The following is a 19,563-nucleotide window of genomic DNA, read 5'->3' as shown; positions in this document are numbered from 1 at the left end:
GGCGTGGCCTGTGGGGTGCGCGGTGCGTGCACCCTCGGTGTACGCACTGCGCGGCCGGACCGCCGGGGCCCGGACCTCAGGGCAGCGTGAAGCTCACGCGTTGTGCAATGAGCACGCCGTCGACCACGCGGTCGCCGACGACGGTCACTTGCCTGGTGCTGCCCAGGTCGGCGGCGGTGCCGTTTTCGAAGATGGTACCGGAGCCGCTGGCATTCACGCGCTGGCCGCGCACGATGAAGTCGGCGGCCGACACGTAGTTGGCGATGGGGCCGATGACGGTGAACGACACGGGCCCGCCGGTGCCGGGCACGTGGCGGATGCGCAGTTTCTTGACCACGAGCACCTGGCCCGAGAGGAAACCGTCGACCTCGACCTTCACGCCGTTGCCGATGGAGCCGACCGGCCCGCCGGTGATCTGCGCATTGCGCGCGTCGATCTTGTTGCCCAGCACGCGGAAGTCGCCCAGCGCGGCGAAGTCGGTGACCACGCCCGCCAGTTGCAGCGCGATGCCGTCGGCCGAGGGAATGGCGTACCAGCCCTGCACCTGGGTGGCGGTGAAGCGGCCGGCGGCTGGCGCCGCCGTGCCGCGCACGCGGACGAGGGTGCCGTTGGCCAGGCTCGCGGCGTCGATGCCGGGGCCGAAGGCGGCAGCGCCGAAGTCGACGGTCAGCAGGCCCAGCGTGAACTGCTGGGCGCCGCGGTCGAGGTTCTGCACGGTGCCGGTCACCAGCGGGGCGGTGGAGGCGGGCGCCACCTGGACACGCGTGGCGCGCAGGGTGCCCGGTGCGGCGGGCAGGCCCCACACCTGCACCACGGCGCCATCGACGAGGTCGGTGGTGCCGTCGGCGTCGGCCCAGACGGTGGCGTTGTCGGTGGTCACGCGGGCGCCCATCACGGTGAAGCTGCCGTCCTTCAGGTCGATGGCCGACACGGCGCCGCGCAACTCGGCGGCCGAGACGACGGTGGCGGCGACGCCGTTGGTGAAGTCGGTGTTGACCTTGCCGGCGATGCGCGCGCTCATGCCGATCTGCAGCTCGGTGGTGTCCTCGAGGCTGAAGGTGGCGTTGTCGGTGTTGTAGCGCAGGCCGTTGAGGATCACGCTGCCCATGCCGTCGGCCGCGCCGATGCCGGCGGCGTCGGCGCTCACGCCCGTGCCGCCGGAGCCCACGCCCGAGCCGTCGCCGTTGGTGTTGCTGGCGGTGCTGTCGCCGCCGCCGCCGTTGCTGCCAGTGCCCGTGCCGCTGCCGGAGCCGGCGTCACCCGAGCCGCCGTCGCCGCCCCCACCGCCGCTGCCGGTGGCCGTGGTACCGAGGGCGCCGAAGCCCGACGTGCCGCCACCGCTGCCGCCACCACCACCTCCTCCGCAGGAGAGAAGCAGGGCCATGACGCCGGCCATCAGCAGGCCGCGCGCCAGTCGCAAGGAGGGGGAGATCGTGTTCATCGGGGAGGCTCGTTGTGCTTGGGCGCCCCGGGGGCGGGCGCGCCTTCATCGTCTTCGTAATACGTGTAGATGCCGACGCGGATGCGCGCCTTCGCCGTGCCCTCGGGGGCCGCGCGGTCGACAGCCTCGGTCATCTCGCGGGCCAGTTCGTGGTGCAGGCCGGCCCAGCGTTCGCGCACGAGGCGTTCGATGGCCGTGCAGTCGGCCAGCGTGAGCCCGCGCGCGTACACGGCGCGCTCGAGCATGCGGGGCGTGTCGCCCAGGGTGTTGGAGACGGCGGCCAGCAGGTGGTCGCGGCCGTTGTCGCCCAGGAAGGCGAGCATCGACTGCAGGTCTTCGACCGGCACGAAGCCGTCGGCCGTGAGTTCGGCGGTGCCGTCGCTTTCGGCCACCATCTGCAGGCGCACCAGTTCGTCGAGGATGGTGCGGTGGTGCACGTTGCCCCGGCTGGCCAGGCGGGCCACGCGCTCGAACGACGGCCCGTCACCCTCGGTGACGACGGGCAGGCGGCGCAGGGTGTCGTCGTCGGTGGTCATCTGTAACCACAACGTAAAAGTCTTGGCGGCGGCTGACAGCTCGGTGTGGGGCAGCGGGTCGACGGTGGCGCGGACCTTGGCTGTGACGACCTTGCGGTTCAGCCCGGTGGTGACCGAAATCTGGCTGAGGTTGGGCCGGGGCACGCCCTGGCCGCGCCAGGTGCGCTGCGCTTCCTCGATGAGCAGGTCGCGCAGCAGGGCTTCCAGGTGCGGGTGCTTGACGCCCATGGCCAGCGCCAGCCGGACCACGGGCCTGAGGATGCGAGCGCAGGCGGCAAGGGCCCAGTCCAGCCGGTGTTCCATGAATGCGGAGGCGTTGTTCCTGGTGAAAGGTCGTCAAGGCAAGAGAGGCGGGACCGGCGCCCGGCCCTTGCCACGGGGCGCTATTGTCGTTGTTCGCGCGCGGGGCCGCGCCGGCTGGCCGCCGCCGGGGTCAGGTTGCGGCGCAGGTGCCGCCGCTCGACCGGGTGACGGTGGTGCGCCCCGTGGCGCTGATGGCCACGGCGCGCGACTGGTCAGCGCTCGGGGTGGCGCGGCAGATGGTGAGGCGGCTCTGGCCGGCGCCCAGGCCGGTGGCCTGGAACACGACGGCGCTGGCGCCGCCGGCCTCGCGCAGCCGGTAGCCGCTGGCGGCCGCGGGCTCGACGCGCAGCACCTGTGTGTCGCTGCGCACGATCCAGCCGGCTTCCCACTGGCCGTTGGTGCTGCAGCTGGTGCCGTTGGCCGAGGCGCACAGGGTGATGGGCGCGTTGCGCTTGATGGCCTCGCTGCGCGCCAGCTGGGTGCCCGCGACCAGCGCGGTGGCGTAGCTGCTCAGCCGCGTGGACAGCCGGATGCCGTCGAACGAGGGCACGGCAATGGCGATCAGCACCACCAGCACGGCCAGCGTGACCATCAGCTCGATGAGCGTGAAACCGCGCGGCCGGACGCGGGCACGGGCTTGGGCGGGACGAAGGTTGCGCATGCGGAAGGGCTCGGCGTTTACTTCTGGATGAACCAGTAGACCCGGCCCTTGGGCTGCTTGAACGCGGCCTTGGGGGCGGTGCCCTTGGGGCTGAGGAAGGAATTGGGACTGGCGCCGATCACTACGTCGCGAATGCTGCCGTTGTCGAGTTCGACCCGTCCCACGACCGGCGTGGGCGCGAGGCCGCCGCCCACCACGTTCTGGGAGCGTCCGAGGGGGCTCTGGGCTGCGGCGTTGACGTACGAGACGTTGTAGACCTGCGCGGTGCCGAGGTCGGCCTTGCACGTCAGCGCGTTGGGGACGGTGGGCGTGTGGGTGTTGAAAGTGGTGACACCGTAGGCGGTGACCGAGCCGGTCACAACCTGCTCTCCGGTGGCCAACGCGAGATACCAGCCCTTCTTGGTGGCGAGGTCGGCGGACGTCGGGTTCTCGGTTGTGGTGATGGCCTGCAGTGAGGCATGGCACAGCAGCTCGTTGCTGGTGCCGGTGCCGCAGCGGGTGAGGACGCCCTCGCTGGGCAGCCAGTTGTTGTCGGTGGGTTTGTCCACCAGCATGTAGAAGCGATTGGCCACGCTGAGCGCTGCGGTGTAGCGGCGCAGCGGCTTCTCGCGGTCGCCTGAGCCCAGCAGCACGACGTAGGAACCGGTGTCCTCCAGCACGTCGGGGCCGAACATGAACTTGCGGTTGGGCGTGCAGGTGGTCACGGTGTCGCAGCCGAGCGAGGCGATCTGGGTGATGGTCCAGGCGGTCGGGGCCGCGCTCTCGATCTTGATGCGGTAGACGTTGCCGCCCAGGTCGGCGGCATAGGCGATCTTCGCAACGCCGTTGGCGTCGGTGACGACGGTGACTTCGCCGACGACCGGGCGCAAGGTCGTGAACGTCTTCAGCGGGGTGCCGCTGCCGGCGTCGAGCACGTAGATCCGGTTGCCCTTGCTGGCGGACCCGCAGACGGCCTCTTGGGTCGTGGCGGCGTCGACGTCCTCGCACTTGTCGTAGCCGCCACCGAAGATCAGCAGTGGCGAGTTGCCCGACGCGTAACCGCTGGCCTTCAGCACCTTCGGTGCCGACCAGGTCTGGCCGATGCCGTCGAAGCCGGTGTCGCAGCCGGTGTCGTCGGACTGGTTGGGGCAGCCACGGCGCCATTTGAGAGAAGGCGTCGCCGGGTCGGACACGTCGAAGGCGTACATCTGCCGGCCGCCGCGTCGCATGCTGGCAAACAGCCATGCCGTGCTGCCTTGGCGATAGGCCGACACCGCGCCGTCCATGCCGTAGGCCTTGGGGGCCACCGTGGTGCCGGCGGGCACGGGCATGCCGGGGAAATCGATGCGGACGTTGTTGTCGTACAGCCGCTTCAAGCTGCCATAGAACTCGGGCGGAACAAAAGACCACAGCTCGGCGCCCGCGGCAGCCGTGCCGATGGCTCTGCTGCGGTTGCCGTTGATGGCTCGTAGCGCGCCGTCGTTGCCGCCGTAGAACACCACCACCTGTGGCGCCGTGGTGGTTCCGTAGTCGATGGCGACCGGCCGTGAATGAACCACGTCGCCATGCACGGAGGGGCGCATTCCACCGGTGGTGACCAGCGAGCCATCGGCCCGGGCTCTGTCGTCACCCTTGTTGTCGAGGCCGCGCACCCAGTCGATGAGCTTGTCGCGGTCGGCATCCACGGTGACGCCCAGGTCGCCCTTGGTGATGGCGGTGTTGCCGGTGGCGAAGTTCGTGAGTGTGCTGCAGCCGGTTGCTGCGCAGGTTTTCATGTTGCGGCTGGCCACGGCCAGGCTGCGCAGCATGTAGCCCTGTGCACCCTTTTCCACCACGTCGCCGTCGGGGCTGTCGGACAGCTTGTTCTGACCCAGGCAGCCGCCCGAGGGACGATCCGCAGGCAGGAGGAAATCCCAGTAGCTGCCTCCGCTTCCCTTCGCGGGCGTCCAGAAGCTTTGGGCGCAGGGGTCCACGAAACCGGTGTTGTTGTTGATCGCGTTGCCGTCGACGGCATCCTGCAGGAGGAGTTGGCCGCCGCTGTCCAGCCCCAGCTTGTATTGCTTGAGGTTGCCGTACCAGCGCGGGCGCGCGCTGCGATCGGGGCGGAACATGCCGACGAACACCTGGTTCAGATAGGTGCCCTGCGTGTTCACGCTCACGGGCAGGCTCACCGAGGAAAAGACGCTGTTGACCGCCTGGATCTTGCTGAAGATCTTGGCGAGCGCATCGATGAGCGCAGTGTTGAGATTGGTGCTGCCGGACAGGTCGAAGTACTCACCGTCGGACCTGTCGGCCATGCTCCGGAGCAACGCCGTCCAGCCTGGGCCTTGGCCGCCGGTCGCGCGGACGGCCTCGATGGTGTAGACCTTCACGCGCATGCTGTCCCGCAGGAAGCGCGCCCATTCGTCGGCGGGGTTGTCTTGCGAGCCGCTGACGCCCAGCACGATGGGGGTCGTGTCGCCGCCGGCTTGGCGCAGGGCCTCGGTCGAGATCTGGATGTCGTTGGTGTTGTCCTGCGCCGCGCCGTTGCTGATGTAGATGATGAAGGTGCCGGTGCAGTTCTCGGTGCTCGGCGGGATGTAGCGGGTGCCGTTGAACGAACTGAGCGCATTGCCCGCCAGCGCGTAGATCTGGTTGGACGCGGCGGTCCCGCGTGTATTGCCCAGATAGTCGGTCTTGAGCTTGCTGTTGCCAGCGATCGGCGAGCCGCCGGACAGGTAGCGGTAGACCTCCGCCATCGTCTTGCCGGCCTTGCCGCCGTTGGACTTGTCGTCGGTCTTGTCCAGAGCGGCGATCATGTTGGTGTACGTGATCTTGGTGCCGCTGTCCAGCGTGCGCACGGCGGCGCGCACGTAGCCGCCGTCCGAGTTGGAGTTGCCGCCACCGGTCTCCGTGAACATCATCAGGCCGATCTTGAACTGATTGGGATCAAGGCTTCCGAAGGCTGTTTTGAGCGCTTCGAGTTCGGCTTCGAAAGGCTGGTTCCAATTGGCCGTGTTGTCGAGCACGAACAACACGTTGGGCGTCTGACCGGTCGCCTGGTTGTATTCCACGAAGAGGTCGATGTCCTCCGCCTGCGCAGCCTGCATCGGCAACGCGAGCAGCACGGCGGCCCACAGCGTGGTGAGTAGTTTCCTTGTCATGGCGGGGACCCGTTCATCGTCGTGGTTCAAGAGGAGGCCGGCGCGGGTTCGGCTGGCGCGACCGGCGGCGGCGCGCACAGCGCATCGAACTGCGCCTTGTTGAGCAGCGCCCGCACGCCCTGGCGCACGGAGGTCGAGGTGCCGGTGGAGTCGGACCTGGCGTCGGTCACGGTAGTGCTGATGTCCCACACGGCGTTGTACTGGTCGGGCAGGGCCGCGAGCCCCGAGCCGCTGCTGGATGCGCCGCCCGTGATGCCGCCCGGGCCCGTGCTGCCGCCGCCGCCGCTGTCGACTGCTTTGGTGGCGCGCACGCACACGGGCGGGGCGATGTCGACCTTGTAATCGTCCACGCCGTCGTTGTTGATGTCGACCATGCTCACGGTGCCCTGCGGCGCGGCGAGCGACGGCGTGCCGTCGCTGCCGGGCACCAGCAGGCTGGCGGCGACTTCCTCGATCGCGCGGTTGGCGGCGGCCACGGCTTCGTTGCGGGTCTGCAGGTTGCCCACGGCCTTGAGGTTGGCGCTGCTGAGGTTGAAGCCGGCGGTGACCACGAGCGTGATCAGCAGCAGCATGATCATCCCGATGATCAGCGCGGCGCCGCGCTGGGCGGCGGTTGTGCGGCCAGAGTGCACGCGTGGCTTCATGGCGTTTCTCTCCGGCCGGTGACGTTGGTCAGGCGCACGGTGGTCGCGAACGCGTGCCGCTTGTAGTGGTCGTTGAATGGCCCGAGCGCTACAGCGCCCATCTGGTACCTGCGCGTGTCGGTGTGGCCCGGCGAGATGGCGGCGGCGCGCGCGAGCACGTGCAGCTTCACGGCCACCACGTTGACCAGCTGGTCGGCGGTGCAGGTTGCGCTGCAGTGCACGAAGGCGCCGTCGGGGCTGCCGTCGCCGCGGTTGGCGGGCGTGGATTTGTCGGCGGCGTCGGCCCAGGCGATGGCCTGGACGTAGTTGACGGCGGCGCCGGTCTTGCTCAGCGTGTCCAGGCCGAGCTCGACGCGAAAGCCCTCGACGCCTTCGATCAGCGGCGTGGGCGGTTGCTGTGCGAGCGTGCCGTCCACCAGATCGAAGCGCGAGCGGGCCAGCGTGGGAATGCCGTCGCTCACGGCCTCGGCGTAGTCGCGCACGTAATAGATGTCGGTCACCAGCTTGCGCTTGGGCGAAGGGGTGGTGCAGTCCTTGAGGAACATCTGGTCGAAGGCGCCGGTCGAGAGGTCGAACGACGAGGGCTTTTGCGTGCCGCACAGCGACGACTGGAAGTACATCGCGCCGGCCACGTCGGCTTCACAGTTGGTGGTGCCCGGCAGGCAGGTTTCGGCGTGGCGCACGACGACGATGTCGGTGCCGGTCTTGTGGCGCGGCAAAAGGTCGGTGCAGGTGACGGGCACGCTGTTGTAGACCTGCACGGGCAGGTCGAGCAGCTGGCGCTTGTAGTCCTCGGTCCAGTTCGCGGCCGAGTAGGCCAGGCACGGGTCGGGCACGGCACCCGTGGGCACGTGCGTGGGCGCGACGTTGACGGTGAGGTCGTCGAACTCGGGCATGTAGTTTTCCCAGAAGCCCGCGTGGGAGATCTCGTTCTCGAGCACGAAGATGCTGAGGCGCCCCGTTTCGATCTGGCGGTTGACGCGCTCCATCTCGCGCTGGGAGCCGCTCACGTTGAGGAACAGCGTGAGCAGCGCGGCCATCACGATGAGCATGATGGTGATGGCCACCATCAGCTCGATGAGCGTCAGCCCGCGTTGGGCACGGCGCGCAGCGGTGGGGCGCGGGTTCATGAGAGCGATCCGATGCGCACGAGCGTGGTCACGGTGCGGCGGCACAGGTCGTTGATGCACTTCGAACCGGTGCCGCCGTCGTAGGCGTCCTTGCCGCAGGGCACGCCGGCCGGCGGCGCCGAGATCGGCCCGAGGCCCTGCCAGGCGACGGTAACGAGGTACTCGTTGTTGCCCATGTCTGCCACGCAGCCGCGCCCGCCGATCACGGTGCCCAGCTTGTCGTTGCCCGAGAACTCGGCGGCGCCCTGCAGCGCGTTGCACCATTCCCTGGCGTCGATCTGCTGGCGCGTGCCGGTGCCGGTGGGGCAGGCATCGGTCCCACCCAGCGGCGCGCTGGTGGCGTAGCTGGCCGCCATGCGGCGGTTGATGGCGATGCGGCTGGCCATGTCGTTGAGCAGCATCAGCGCCTGCGAGCGCTGGTACGACTCCATCTCGGAAGCCTGCAGCCGGGCCTGCAGCCCCACGAGGCCGAACAGGCCGAAGGCCAGGACGAGCAGGGTGACCAGCACTTCGATCAGCGTGGCGCCGCGCTGGCGCCGGAGGGCGGGGCTCACCATTTGTTGGCCGGCGTCTTCACGCCTTCGCTGGTGAGTCCGAGTTCGACGTCGCCCGTCTGGCTGCCGATGGGCGTGAAGGTGAGCGTGAAGGCGGGCGGGCCGTCGTCCGGGATCGTGACGGTGTAGCTGTAGTTGCTGCTGACCTCGGCGGGCAGGCTGTAGCCGCTGCCGGTCAGCGCCGTCGTGTCGGCGTATTTGCGGTTGGCAATGAGGAACTGCTGCTGCCGGTTGGCGATGTCCATCATCTGCGCCTGGGCCGCCGAGCGCTTGGAGCGGACGATGTACTGCCGGTAACTGGGCAGGGCGATCGACGCCAGGATGGCCACGATGGCCACCGTGATCATGACCTCGATCAATGTGAAGCCGCCGCTTGTGCGCGCCTGCGAATGCTGGGTCATCGTGGACTCGTCAGAGTTGTTTCACATTGTTAGTGAATGTGAATTTATCACATTTAACGTAAACACAACCGCTCCGCAGTACTGCCAATGACTGCCTGTCAGAAGGTGGTTAGGGGTTATCCATTAGGCAATTCCACCCGCCCGGTCCACGCAGTTCGACGGATGCGGCGCCGCGGCGGGCGGGGAACACTCGCCCGGTTCATATCGAGGAGACATCCGCATGCCTAACATTCGCCGCCATCTGGTGTGGCTGGCCGTGGCCGTGCTCGGCGCTTTTGCGCTGGGCACCGTCGCCCTGAGCCGGGGGGAAAGCATCAACGCCCTCTGGGTCGTGACCGCCGCGCTCTGCACCTACCTGATCGCCTACCGCTACTACAGCCTGTTCATCGCCGACAAGGTGTTGGGGCTCGACGCCAACCGCAAGACACCCGCGCACCGCCACAACGACGGCCTGGACTACGTGCCGACCGACAAGAACGTGCTGTTCGGCCATCACTTCGCCGCCATTGCGGGCGCCGGTCCGCTGGTGGGCCCGGTGCTCGCGGCGCAGATGGGCTACCTGCCCGGCTTGCTTTGGGTGCTGGCGGGCGTGGTGTTCGCGGGGGCGGTGCAGGACTTCATCATCCTGTTCATCTCGACGCGCCGCGACGGCCGCTCGCTGGGCGACCTGGTCAAGCAGGAGATGGGCGTGGTGCCCGGCATGATCGCGCTGTTCGGCACCTTCATGATCATGATCATCATCCTGGCGGTGCTGGCCCTCATCGTGGTGAAGGCGCTGGCCGAATCGCCGTGGGGCAGCTTCACGGTGGCCGCGACGATCCCGGTGGCGCTGTTCATGGGCGTGTACCTGCGCTACATCCGCCCGGGCCGCATCGGCGAGGTGTCGGTGATCGGCTTCGTGCTGCTGATGGCGGCCATCTTCGGCGGCCAGTGGGTCAGCCAGCATCCGGTGTGGGGCCCCGCCTTCACCTTCGACGGCAAGGCGCTCACCTGGATGCTCGTGGGCTACGGCTTCGTGGCCGCCAGCCTGCCGGTGTGGCTGCTGCTGGCGCCGCGCGACTACCTGTCGACCTTCCTGAAGATCGGCACGATCATCGCGCTGGCCATCGGCATCGTGGTCGTGATGCCCACGCTGCAGATGCCCGCCCTCACGCAGTTTGCGCAGGGCAACGGCCCGGTGTGGTCGGGCAGCATGTTCCCGTTCCTGTTCATCACCATTGCCTGCGGCGCCGTCTCGGGCTTCCACGCGCTGATCTCTTCGGGCACCACGCCCAAGATGCTCGACAACGAGCGCCACGCGCGCTTCATCGGCTACGGCGGCATGCTGGCCGAGTCGTTCGTCGCCGTGATGGCGCTGGTGGCGGCCTCGTGCATCGAGCCGGGCATCTACTTCGCGATGAACAGCCCGGGCGCGCTCGTCGGCACCACGGTGCAACAGGCCGCCGCCACCATTTCGGGCTGGGGCTTCGTGGTCACGCCCGAGATGCTGCTGCAGACGGCCAAGGACGTGGGCGAGACCACCATCCTCGGGCGCACCGGCGGCGCACCGACGCTGGCCGTGGGCATGGCCCACATCCTTCACCAGGTGATCGGCGGGCAAGCCATGATGGCCTTCTGGTACCACTTCGCGATCCTGTTCGAGGCGCTGTTCATCCTTACCGCGGTGGACGCCGGCACGCGCGCCGGCCGCTTCATGCTGCAGGACCTGCTGGGCAGCTTCGTGCCTGCGCTCAAGCGCACCGACTCGCTGCCGGCCAACCTGATCGCCACTGCGCTGTGCGTGTCGGCCTGGGGCTACTTCCTGTACCAGGGCGTGGTCGATCCGCTGGGCGGCATCAACACGCTGTGGCCGCTGTTCGGCATCTCCAACCAGATGCTGGCCGCGGTGGCGCTGATGCTGGGCGTGGTCGTGCTGTTCCGCATGAAGCGCGAGCGCTATGCCTGGGTAGCGGCGGCGCCGGCCGTGTGGCTGCTGGCCTGCACGCTGACGGCGGGCTGGCAGAAGATCTTCTCGAACGATCCGAAGATCGGCTTCCTGTCGCACGCCGCCAAGTACGCCGACGGCCTGGCCAACGGCGTGCTGATTGCTCCGGCCAAGACGCCCGAAGCCATGTCGCGCATCGTCTTCAACGACCGGCTCGACGCCGCGCTGTGCGCGCTCTTCATCTTCGTGGTGCTGAGCGTGCTGGTCTACAGCATCAAGGCCTGCCTCGCGGCCCGCGCGGCCAACCGGCCGACCACGCAAGAGACGCCGTTCGAGTCGATGGGCGCGGCCTCGTCCGCCGCCCACTGAACGCCATGGGCCTCGCCATGCCAGAAGCCGGGCGCTACATCGCCCGCTCGATCAAGCAGTCGCTGCGGCTCATGGTCGGGCTGCCCGACTACGACGTCTACCTGACGCACATGGCGGCCACCCACCCCGACCGGGCGCCGATGAGCTACGAGGAGTTCTTCCGCGAAAGGCTCGAGGCGCGCTACGGCGGGGGCAAGGGGCGCTGCTGCTAGCAAGCGGCGGCTGACAACGACAAAGGGCGCATGCGATGCGCCCTTTTTTATTTCACGAGCCGTCGAGGATCTGCGCCATCCGCAGCGCCGCCGGCGAGAGCGGCCGGTTCTTCAGGCTCAGCCGGTACAGCGGTCGCGACAGCACCACGCCCGGCAGCTTCAGCTCGCGCAGCGTGCCCAGCGCGAGCATGTCGGCCACCACCACGCGCGGCAGCATCGAGATGCCGACGCCGCTGGCCACGGTGCGCGCAATGGCTTCGTTGCTCGCCATTTCCATCCACGGCGGCGCGTCGATGCCGTGCGCCGCGCACAGTGCCTCGGTGGCCTGGCGCGTGCCCGAGCCGGACTCGCGCAGGATCCAGTTCTGCCGGCCCAGCAGCGCGGCCGTCACGCCGCGCCGGGGCAGCGCGGCGTCGGGCGGCGCCACGATGGCAAGCGGGTCGGTGGTCCATTCGCGCACGTCGATGCGAGCTTCGCTGTCTGCGTCCACACGGCCTTCGACCAGTGCGAGGTCGATGCGGCATTCGAGCAGCTGCTCGCACACCCACTGCGTGTTGCCGACCGTGACGCGCGGCACCACCGCCGGAAAAGCGGCGCAAAAGGCCGCGATCTGCGGCGGCAGCCAGTAGCTCGCCACCGTGGTGCTGGCGCCCAGCGTGAGGCTGCCGCGCTGCACGCCGACGCGCGCCCGCACGTCGTCGAGCGCCGCGCGCTCCATCGCGAAGATGCCGCGTGCATGCGTGAGCAGCGACGCGCCGGCCTCGGTGAGCCGAAAGCCCTTGCCCGCACCACGCTCGATGAGCGTCAGGTCGAGCTGGTGCTCCAGCTCGCGGATGCCCTTGGACACCGCCGGCTGGCTGATCCACAGGCCCTCGGCCGCGCGCGAGAAGCTGCCCGCCTCGGCCACGGCGACGAACAGGCGCACCAGGTGCAGGTTGAGGGTCATAACTTAACTTCATGCATCGGTGAAGTTTATGTCTTTGACTCATGGTGTGTCGATTCCTAAGCTTGGGCCCATGTCGTCCCTTGCCGCCTCCTTGCCCGGTTTCTCCTTCGTTCGCCGCTGCGGCCCCGGCGTGCTGTTCTCTGCAGTGCTTGCGGCCGCTGCCGCGCTGCTGGCTGAATGGCCGCCGATGGTGCACCTGGGCCTGAGCGCGCTGACCTTGGCCATCGCACTGGGCATGGTGGCGGGCAACACGGTGTTCCCCGCCGTGTCGGACCGCGCCGGCGCGGGCGTGGACTTTGCGCGCAGCGTGCTGCTGCGCGCGGGCATCGTGCTCTACGGTTTTCGCATCTCGCTGAGCGACATTGGCGCCGTCGGCTGGCCCGGCGTGCTGATCGCGATGGCGATGGTGGCGCTGACCTTCGGCCTCGCCGTGCGCATCGGCACGCGCTGGCTGGGGCTCGACCGCGAGACGGCCGCGCTGATCGGCGCGGGCAGCGCCATCTGCGGCGCCGCCGCCGTGATGGCGACGCAGCCCGTGGTGCGCGGCGAAGAGCACAAGGTGTCGATCGCCGTCGCCACGGTCGTCGTGTTCGGCACGCTGTCGATGGTGCTGTACCCGTTGATCTATCCGTACCTCGGCCTCACGGAACATGCCTTCGGTCTCTTCGCTGGCTCCACCATCCACGAGGTGGCGCAGGTGGTCGCGGTCGGCGAGGCAGTGAGCCCGGGCGCGGCGAACGCGGCTGTGGTCGAGAAGATGCTGCGCGTGATGATGCTGGCGCCGTTCCTCATGGGCCTGTCGTTCCGCGTGGCGGCGTCGACGCCGGGCACAGCGAGCCTGCGCGCCTGCTGGCGCCAGGTGCGCGTGCCCTGGTTCGCGGTGCTGTTCATCGCCGTGAGCGCCGTGCATTCGCTCGACGTGCTGCCGCGCGCACTCGTCGCCGCGCTGGTGCAGCTCGACACGCTGCTGCTCGCTACCGCCATGGCCGCGATGGGCCTGCGCACCAGCGCTGCCAGCCTGCGCAAGGCGGGCGCGCAGCCGCTCAAGCTCGGGGCGCTGCTGTTCGTGTTCCTGACGGTCGGCGGCTATGCGGTGAATGCGGCCGTGTTGGCGATGTTCTGAGCTGCCTTCGCAAGAGGCTCAGGCCGTGCCTGAGGCGTCCTGCGTGAATTCCAGTTTCTCCTGCGCGCGCCTTCGCGGGACCATCGGTGCCACGCAACTCGTGGAGAACAACCGATGTCATCCGAACTCAACCAGATCACCAGCTGGTCGCTGCGCTGGCGCATCTGCCTGTCAGGCGCGCTGTGCCTCGTCGCCGCCATCGCCGCGGCGAAGCCTTTCGATGTGAACACCGACCTGCAGACCGAGCAGCGCTATCAACTCGCCCTCGAAGCGCAGGCCGGACGCGACTATCGCACGATGCTCGTGCAACTGCGCCAGGCCGCCACCGAAGGCCACCCTGAAGCGCAAGAGATGCTGGGCATGGTGCTGCTGACGGGGCCGACGCTGTACGGCTCGGCCGTGAAGGCCGACCGCTGCGAAGCGCGCACATGGATGCTGCGCGCCGCCGAGAAGGGGAGCGAAACGGCCAGGGTGCAGTTGGCGTTTCTCAACAGGTTGCGCAGCGCGCCGTCCGGAAAGATCGCTTGCAGTTGAGGGTGGGCGCGGTGGGCGCCGTGCGTACATACTCGGCGACTCCCACGAGCGCGCCCCTGTATGCCCACTCCTTCTCCCGCGGACCGACTCAAGAACGACGCTGTCCATGAAATCCGCAAGGGTGGCCACTGAAGAAACAAGGCCGACTCATGCGCACCACAGTGTCTTGGCTCCTGCTCGCGTTCGCGCTCGCCGGGTGCGCGGACACAGGAAACAAGCCCGACGCAACCGTCACCCGAGCATCCGACGGGTACGAGGTCACGCTCTACGCCACCCGGGGCTTGATGGTGCATGACCCTGTGTCGCTGATCTTCAACCGAAGCTACGAACTCGAATCCCGCATCCAGGTGCCATCGATCGAGGGGCGCATCGACGCATCCGAAGCCTCGGTGTACGAGGTGAGCGAATTCGACAAGGCGGCCGAGAAAAAGCCGCCTCCCACATCGCCTGTCGATCTCGGATTGCGGGAACAACACGAGAAGGACCGCAGGCCGCGCATCACGGGTGAACTCGTTTTCTCGGGCAACACGCTGACGGTCAACGTGCAGGCGGTGGGGCAAAGCAGCGCGTCCCCGTATCCGTTCAACGGCACCTACCGCCTGAAAAGAAGAAAGTAGCGGCCGCTCGCTCTCTCTTTCAGGGGGCGAGGTTCATCGCCATGAATCCGCGCTCCAGGTCGGCCACGAGGTCCGCAGGTGCCTCCAGCCCGATGTGCAGCCGCACCACCTCACCGCGCTCGCTCCAGTCCGTCACGCTGCGCGCCGCGCGCATGTTGGTCCAGGCGACCAAGCTTTCATAGCCGCCCCAAGACGAGCCGCGACCGAACAGGGTGAGCGCATCGACGAAGCGCTCGACCGCCGCGTTCTCGATGCCGGGTTCCAGCTCGATCGACAGCAGTCCGTTGGTGCCACGGCAGTCGCGCTGCCAGATGTCGTGGCCCGGATGCTGCGGCAGCGCGGGGCAGAACACCGTGGCCACCTCGGGTCGCGATTCGAGCCAGTGCGCCACTGCCAACGCATGGCGTTCGTGCATCTGCAGCCGCGCAGACAGCGTGCGCATGCCGCGCAGTACCAGCCAGGCGTCGTCGGGGCTCACGGTCATGCCGAAGGCGTCGCAGCGTTCGTTCAGCGGCTGCCAGGCTTCGCGCGTGGTCGCGACGGTGCCCATCATCACGTCCGAATGGCCTGAGAGGTACTTGGTGGCTGCCATCGTGGAGATGTCGGCGCCCAGTGCGAGGGGGCGGTACTGCACGCCCGATCCCCAGGTGTTGTCGGCCGCAAGCAGCGCGCCGCGCGCGTGTGCCAGCGCGGCCAGCTTGGGCAGGTCGCACATCTCGTAGACGAGCGAACCGGGGCATTCGGCGTACACCAGCTTGGTGGCGGGCTCGAACAGGTCTTCGATGCCGCTGCCGTCCGCTGCGAAGAAGGTGCTGCGGATGCCGTACGGTTCGAGAAACGAATGCACGAGGTTGCGTGTCGGCTCGTACACGCTGTCGGACATGAGCACATGGTCGCCGGGCTTCAGGTACGACAGCAGCACCATGCCGATGGCGGCGAGGCCTGTTGGAAAGAGTCGCGTGCGGTACGCGCCTTCCAACTCGCTCACCGCGTCTTCGAGCGCGAAGGTGGTGGGTGTGCCGCGCGCGCCGTAGCTGAAGATGCGCTCGTCGTCGCGGCGGGCGCGCGCGTCGCGCATGGCGCCGACGCTGTCGAACAGCACGGTGCTGGCGCGCACCAGCGGCGTGTTGACGGGCACGCCGCCGGCATGAGAGGGCGCCTTGCCGGTGCGCGTGAGCCGGGTGTCGAGGCTGAGGCCGGAAGCGTCTTTGTCGTGCGTGTCGGACATGGTGTTCATCGAGCGGGAGGCCGGGCCGTGGTGGGGCGGTGCATCAATCTGCCTTGGCGCCCGACAGTTTGACGATTCGCGACCAGCGGTCAATGTCCTGGCGCAGTTGCGCGCCAAAGGCTTCCGACGAGTTGGCCACCACTTCGCTGCCGCCGTCGTTCACGAGTTTGGTCACTTCGGGCAGGCGCAAGGTGCGCACGATGGCTTCGTTCAGGTACGCCACGCGTTCGGGCGGTGTGCCGGCGGGTGCGAAGAAGCCGTACCAGTCTTCAAAACGTGCGCCGGCGTAGCCCAGTTCCTCGAGCGTCGGTGCCTTTGCGAACACGCCGATGCGGCGCGGGCTGGTCACGGCCAGCACGCGCAGCTTGCCGTTCTGCACCAGGCCCGCGACCGAGGCGGTCGAGGTCACGAGCACATCGACCTGTCCGCCGAGCAGATCGGTCAGCGCGGGGCCGGCGCCCTTGTACGGCACATGCGTCATGTCGATGCCGTTGTCTTTCGCGAGCACGACGCCGACAAGGTGCGAGAGCGTGCCGTTGCCCGGTGTGGCGTAGGTCACCTTGCCCGGCGTGGCCTTGGCCTTCGTGGCGAGGTCGGCAAAGCTCTTGAGCGCCGAGTTGGCGTCGACCACCAGTGCGAGCGGCGCGGCGTTGATCTGCGTGATCGGAATGAAGTTCTTGATCGGGTCGAAGCCGGCCGAGGCATAGAGCGTGGGGTTCACCGCCATGATCGACACCTGCGAGGTGAGCACGGTGTAGCCGTCGGGCCTGGCATCGGCCACGGCCTTGGCGCCGATGTTGCCGCCCGCGCCGCCGCGGTTGTCGACCACCGCGGCCTGGCCCATGATTTCCGGCAGCCGCGTGGTGACCAGGCGCGCCGTCGCGTCATTGCCGCCGCCCGGCGGAAAGGGCGAGATGAACTTCACCGTTTGCGACGGGAAGCCGTTGCGCGCGGGCAGCGGGTCGGCCGAGGCGGGCTGCAAGGTCAGCGCCGCTAGCCAGGTGGCGGCAACGGCAAGGCGAGCAAGGTGCGGGGCGCGGAAGGCAGACGACATGACAGGACTCCTGAATTAGGAACGGACAACGACGAACGGAAAGAGATCGGGGCTGGGGTCAGGCGTGCGATGCAATGGGCGGCAGCCGGAAGGCGGCCCGCTCCTGCGCATCGAGCTGCGCGACCAGGCCCGTTTCCCAGGCGAGGTAGCGACGCGCGGCTTCCTTGTTGCCGTCGTGCCGGTCATGCACGAAGAACAAGTAGTCGATGCAGGCCGCGTCGACGGGCAGCTCGGGCGTAGCCGTGGTCGGCAGGCCGGCGGCGCGCCAGGCGGCCATGCCGCCTTCGAGCAGAAGCGGTGCAGGGCCGTGGTGGTTCGCGAGTTCGGAAGCCGCAGTCCAGGCCGCGAGCGCGGCGTCGTCGGCGACCAGCACGAGCTGTCGGGTTTCATCTTTGACGTCGCCGGCGAGGCGCGGGCGAATCGACCAGCAGGCCTGCGGAATGTGGCCGGCCCGAAACTGCATGCTGCCGCGCAAGTCGATCAACGCGACTTCGCCTTGTGCCAGCCGCGCGGACAGCGTGTGCGCATCGATGGTCTGCAATGCCGGTGCGGTGGGCAGGCCAGCGGGCAACAGAGACAAACCGCTCGCGAGCCCGCCTTGGAGCACGCTCGCGTCATGCCCCATCTGCCGCAGCCAGCTCGCGATGGTGGGGGCACGCACGCCGTCGTTGTCGAACAGCACGAGCCGCGCGCCGCGCACCGCGAAGTACTGGTCGCCGGCCTGCATGAGTTGTCCGCCCGGCGTGTGCTGGGCGGCGGGCAGGCTGCCGGCCGCAAATTCTTCGGGCGTGCGCACGTCGCACAGGAACAGGCTGCGGCCCGCATCGGCGGCCCATTGCTGCACGGTCTGCGCCGTGACCGTGGGCACGTCGAAGCGCTCGGCCAGCGCCTTGGCGGCGGGCCGCAGGTCGGTGTTGCCGCTGTCGTCCGCATAGCGTTGCGTGCCGCCGTGTTCGAGCTTGTGGTCGTTCAGATACCAGCCCTGCGTGCCGTTCTCCAGCGCATAGACGGGGTTGGGCAGGCCCAGGTTGATGAGCGTCTGCGCGCCGATGATGCTGCGCGTGCGGCCCGCGCAGTTGATGACGATGGGCGTGGTGGTGTCGGGCACCAGTTGCCGCACGCGGTAGGCCAGCTCACCGTTGGGGCAGCAGGTGGCGCCCGGAATGTTCATCTTGTGGAACTCGCTGACGGGGCGACCGTCGAGCACCACGACCTTGTCCTGCCGCGCCAGCATCTCGGCCAACTGGTCGGCGCTGACGCGAGGCGTGTGATACGTCTCTTCGGCCAGTTCGCCGAAGGTCTTCGAGGGCAGGTTGACGCCCGCGAAGAGCATGTGGCCTGCGGCCTTCCAGGCCCGCGTGCCGCCCTGCAGCACGTGCACGTTGGTGTAGCCCAGCGCGGCGAGCTGTGCGGCGGACCGCTCGGCCACATCGGATTCGCCATCGTCGTACGCCACCACCCGCACGCTGCGGCGCGGCATGAGGCGTGGTGCATCGATCTCGAGCCGGCTGAAGGGCAGGGGGATGCCGTAGAACAGATGCGCCTCACCGTACTGGCCGTGCTCGCGCACGTCGAGGAGCGCGATCTCGCCGCCGTCGTGCAGCCAGGTCTTGAGGGTTTTCGGGTCGATGAAGGAGGTCATGGAGGCAAGTCGAGAGCAGGTCGTTGGACGAACGAGGTCCTGCGAGGCCGCGCAGCGTGCGACCCGCATGAAGAAAAGAACAATGAAAGGAGCGGTCTACCGGCGCGTCTGCACGCCGATGCCCATGGTCTGGTACGTGCCGGTGGCCAGGTCGTAGGCGGTGCGCTGGTTCAGCGTTTCGAGCGCGCGGCCGTACATGTGCAGGTGGCGAATGACCTGCTCGCCCTGGATCTCGACCGAGTGGATGTCTTCAGGCATCAGCGCGATGCCTTTGCCCGGCGCCACGACGACCAGCGCCGTTTCGGCGAGCTTGCCCACGCCCGGCACCGAGCCGTCGTCGGTGCGCTCGTACACCCGGTTGTGCTCGGTGCCTTCGACGGCCGCGATGCAGGCCCAGGTCGTGTGGTTGTGCGGCACGATCTTCTTGCCCGGTCGCATCACGTTCAGGTAGAGCGCATAGCTCTGGTCCGGGTCTTCGGCGATCAGGTAGCGGGCCTGGTGCTCGCCGGCCTCGGGCGGCGGAAAGTCGGCGGCGCCCCAGTACGCGGTGTGCGCGGCCAGCCGTTCCAGCGAACCCAGCACGGCCGCGAGCTTTTCGCGGGTGGCTTCAGCGTCACCGATGGTTTTCTTCATGTCGGCGATGGAAGCCTCGACGGCCTGGCGGCGTTGCTCGGATGGGGTGCTCATGCAGTGTTCTCCAGTGGGGTTGCCTGTTTCGTATGCACTCACTGTAGTGACGGGCGGGTGACGCAACAATCCAAGCAGCGCAAGAAACACATCAATAAAATTAATGAATGCCCACGCTCGATCTTGAACTGCTGCGCTCGTTTGCGGCCGTCGTCAGCCACCACAGCTTTGCCGCCGCAGCCGTTCACCTGGACCGCACGCAGTCGGCGATCACGCAGCAGATGCAACGGCTCGAAGAGCAGATCGGCCAGCCCCTCTTTGCCAAGCAGGGCCGCCAGAAGCGGCTGACCGAGCAGGGCGAACGCCTGCTCACCTATGCGCACCACATGCTGGCGTTGAACGACGAGGCGCTGCGCAGCCTGCGGCAGGGCCCGCTCGAAGGCAACCTGCGCATCGGCGCGCCGCACGACGTGGCCGAGACCATGCTGCCGCTGC

At 68.3% G+C, this 19,563-nt stretch carries 19 protein-coding genes; 6 read left to right on the top strand and 13 right to left on the bottom strand.

Translation table 11 applies throughout. The features are described from left to right. Positions 1–76 precede the first annotated feature (76 nt). From AAG801_RS15205 to AAG801_RS15170, 8 genes are all read right to left on the bottom strand, one after another. A complete protein-coding gene (locus AAG801_RS15205) occupies positions 77–1,441 on the bottom strand; it encodes a DUF5666 domain-containing protein (protein WP_341889121.1) in 1,365 nt (454 codons plus the stop codon). Further along, positions 1,438–2,280, bottom strand: coding sequence for a DUF6502 family protein (locus AAG801_RS15200; protein ID WP_341889120.1), 843 nt, complete (start codon positions 2,278–2,280; stop codon positions 1,438–1,440). Before AAG801_RS15200 ends, AAG801_RS15205 begins: the two co-directional genes overlap by 4 nt. A 130-nt stretch (positions 2,281–2,410) precedes the next feature. Continuing rightward, complete coding sequence (locus AAG801_RS15195) at positions 2,411–2,941, bottom strand: GspH/FimT family pseudopilin (RefSeq protein WP_341889119.1); 531 nt, start codon at positions 2,939–2,941, stop codon at positions 2,411–2,413. 17 nt (positions 2,942–2,958) lie between these two features. Beyond that, positions 2,959–6,063 carry a PilC/PilY family type IV pilus protein gene (locus tag AAG801_RS15190; protein ID WP_341889118.1) on the bottom strand — a complete coding sequence of 1,035 codons (3,105 nt, stop codon included), beginning with the start codon at positions 6,061–6,063 and terminating at the stop codon, positions 2,959–2,961. A gap of 26 nt (positions 6,064–6,089) precedes the next feature. Beyond that, a complete protein-coding gene (locus tag AAG801_RS15185) occupies positions 6,090–6,707 on the bottom strand; it encodes a PilX N-terminal domain-containing pilus assembly protein (protein WP_341889117.1) in 618 nt (205 codons plus the stop codon). Beyond that, positions 6,704–7,837 (bottom strand): PilW family protein, encoded by a 1,134-nt coding sequence (locus AAG801_RS15180; RefSeq protein ID WP_341889116.1) that lies wholly within the window; start codon positions 7,835–7,837, stop codon positions 6,704–6,706. Before AAG801_RS15180 ends, AAG801_RS15185 begins: the two co-directional genes overlap by 4 nt. Next, positions 7,834–8,391 carry a prepilin-type N-terminal cleavage/methylation domain-containing protein gene (locus AAG801_RS15175; RefSeq protein WP_341889115.1) on the bottom strand — a complete coding sequence of 186 codons (558 nt, stop codon included), beginning with the start codon at positions 8,389–8,391 and terminating at the stop codon, positions 7,834–7,836. The genes AAG801_RS15180 and AAG801_RS15175 overlap by 4 nt, the downstream gene beginning before the upstream one ends. Further along, positions 8,388–8,792 (bottom strand): type IV pilin protein, encoded by a 405-nt coding sequence (locus tag AAG801_RS15170; RefSeq protein ID WP_341889114.1) that lies wholly within the window; start codon positions 8,790–8,792, stop codon positions 8,388–8,390. The genes AAG801_RS15175 and AAG801_RS15170 overlap by 4 nt, the downstream gene beginning before the upstream one ends. 220 nt (positions 8,793–9,012) lie before the next feature. Here AAG801_RS15170 and AAG801_RS15165 point away from each other — a divergent pair, with 220 nt between their 5' ends. Continuing rightward, positions 9,013–11,085 (top strand): carbon starvation CstA family protein, encoded by a 2,073-nt coding sequence (locus tag AAG801_RS15165; RefSeq protein ID WP_341889113.1) that lies wholly within the window; start codon positions 9,013–9,015, stop codon positions 11,083–11,085. A gap of 5 nt (positions 11,086–11,090) precedes the next feature. After that, on the top strand, positions 11,091–11,297 hold the full coding sequence (locus AAG801_RS15160) for a YbdD/YjiX family protein (protein ID WP_099791847.1): 207 nt from the start codon (positions 11,091–11,093) through the stop codon (positions 11,295–11,297). A 52-nt stretch (positions 11,298–11,349) separates the two neighbouring features. On the opposite strand, the gene AAG801_RS15155 is transcribed toward AAG801_RS15160, so the two are convergent. Next, complete coding sequence (locus AAG801_RS15155) at positions 11,350–12,243, bottom strand: LysR substrate-binding domain-containing protein (RefSeq protein ID WP_341889112.1); 894 nt, start codon at positions 12,241–12,243, stop codon at positions 11,350–11,352. 70 nt (positions 12,244–12,313) lie between these two features. On the opposite strand from AAG801_RS15155, the gene AAG801_RS15150 reads away from it, so the two are divergent. The 3 genes from AAG801_RS15150 (at position 12,314) to AAG801_RS15140 (ending at position 14,517) form a co-directional block, all read left to right on the top strand. Continuing rightward, positions 12,314–13,366, top strand: a complete 1,053-nt coding sequence (locus tag AAG801_RS15150) for a YeiH family protein (RefSeq protein WP_341889111.1) — start codon at positions 12,314–12,316, stop codon at positions 13,364–13,366. Between the two features lie 114 nt (positions 13,367–13,480). Next, the gene (locus AAG801_RS15145; RefSeq protein ID WP_101489269.1) at positions 13,481–13,900 is read left to right on the top strand and encodes a sel1 repeat family protein; all 420 of its coding nucleotides are present in this window, start codon (positions 13,481–13,483) and stop codon (positions 13,898–13,900) included. A 149-nt stretch (positions 13,901–14,049) separates the two neighbouring features. Further along, on the top strand, positions 14,050–14,517 hold the full coding sequence (locus AAG801_RS15140) for a hypothetical protein (protein WP_341889110.1): 468 nt from the start codon (positions 14,050–14,052) through the stop codon (positions 14,515–14,517). Positions 14,518–14,536: 19 nt separating this feature from the next. On the opposite strand, the gene metC is transcribed toward AAG801_RS15140, so the two are convergent. The 4 genes from metC to AAG801_RS15120 form a co-directional block, all read right to left on the bottom strand. Continuing rightward, complete coding sequence (gene metC / locus AAG801_RS15135) at positions 14,537–15,745, bottom strand: cystathionine beta-lyase (protein ID WP_341889109.1); 1,209 nt, start codon at positions 15,743–15,745, stop codon at positions 14,537–14,539. Positions 15,746–15,788: 43 nt separating this feature from the next. Next, positions 15,789–16,799, bottom strand: coding sequence for a tripartite tricarboxylate transporter substrate binding protein (locus AAG801_RS15130; protein ID WP_341889108.1), 1,011 nt, complete (start codon positions 16,797–16,799; stop codon positions 15,789–15,791). Between the two features lie 58 nt (positions 16,800–16,857). Continuing rightward, a complete protein-coding gene (locus AAG801_RS15125) occupies positions 16,858–18,441 on the bottom strand; it encodes a rhodanese-like domain-containing protein (RefSeq protein ID WP_341889107.1) in 1,584 nt (527 codons plus the stop codon). Positions 18,442–18,537: 96 nt separating this feature from the next. After that, positions 18,538–19,128: a cysteine dioxygenase family protein gene (locus AAG801_RS15120; protein ID WP_341889106.1), complete on the bottom strand. Its 591-nt coding sequence runs from the start codon at positions 19,126–19,128 to the stop codon at positions 18,538–18,540. Positions 19,129–19,235: 107 nt separating this feature from the next. Between AAG801_RS15120 and AAG801_RS15115 the strand changes: the two genes are divergently transcribed. After that, a partial coding sequence (locus tag AAG801_RS15115; RefSeq protein WP_341889105.1) for a LysR family transcriptional regulator occupies positions 19,236–19,563 on the top strand: 328 nt, incomplete at its 3' end.

Source organism: Variovorax sp. YR752 (assembly GCF_943372545.1).
The sequence above is the reverse complement of the archived record's forward strand: the minus strand, read 5'-3'. Positions and strand labels throughout refer to the sequence as shown.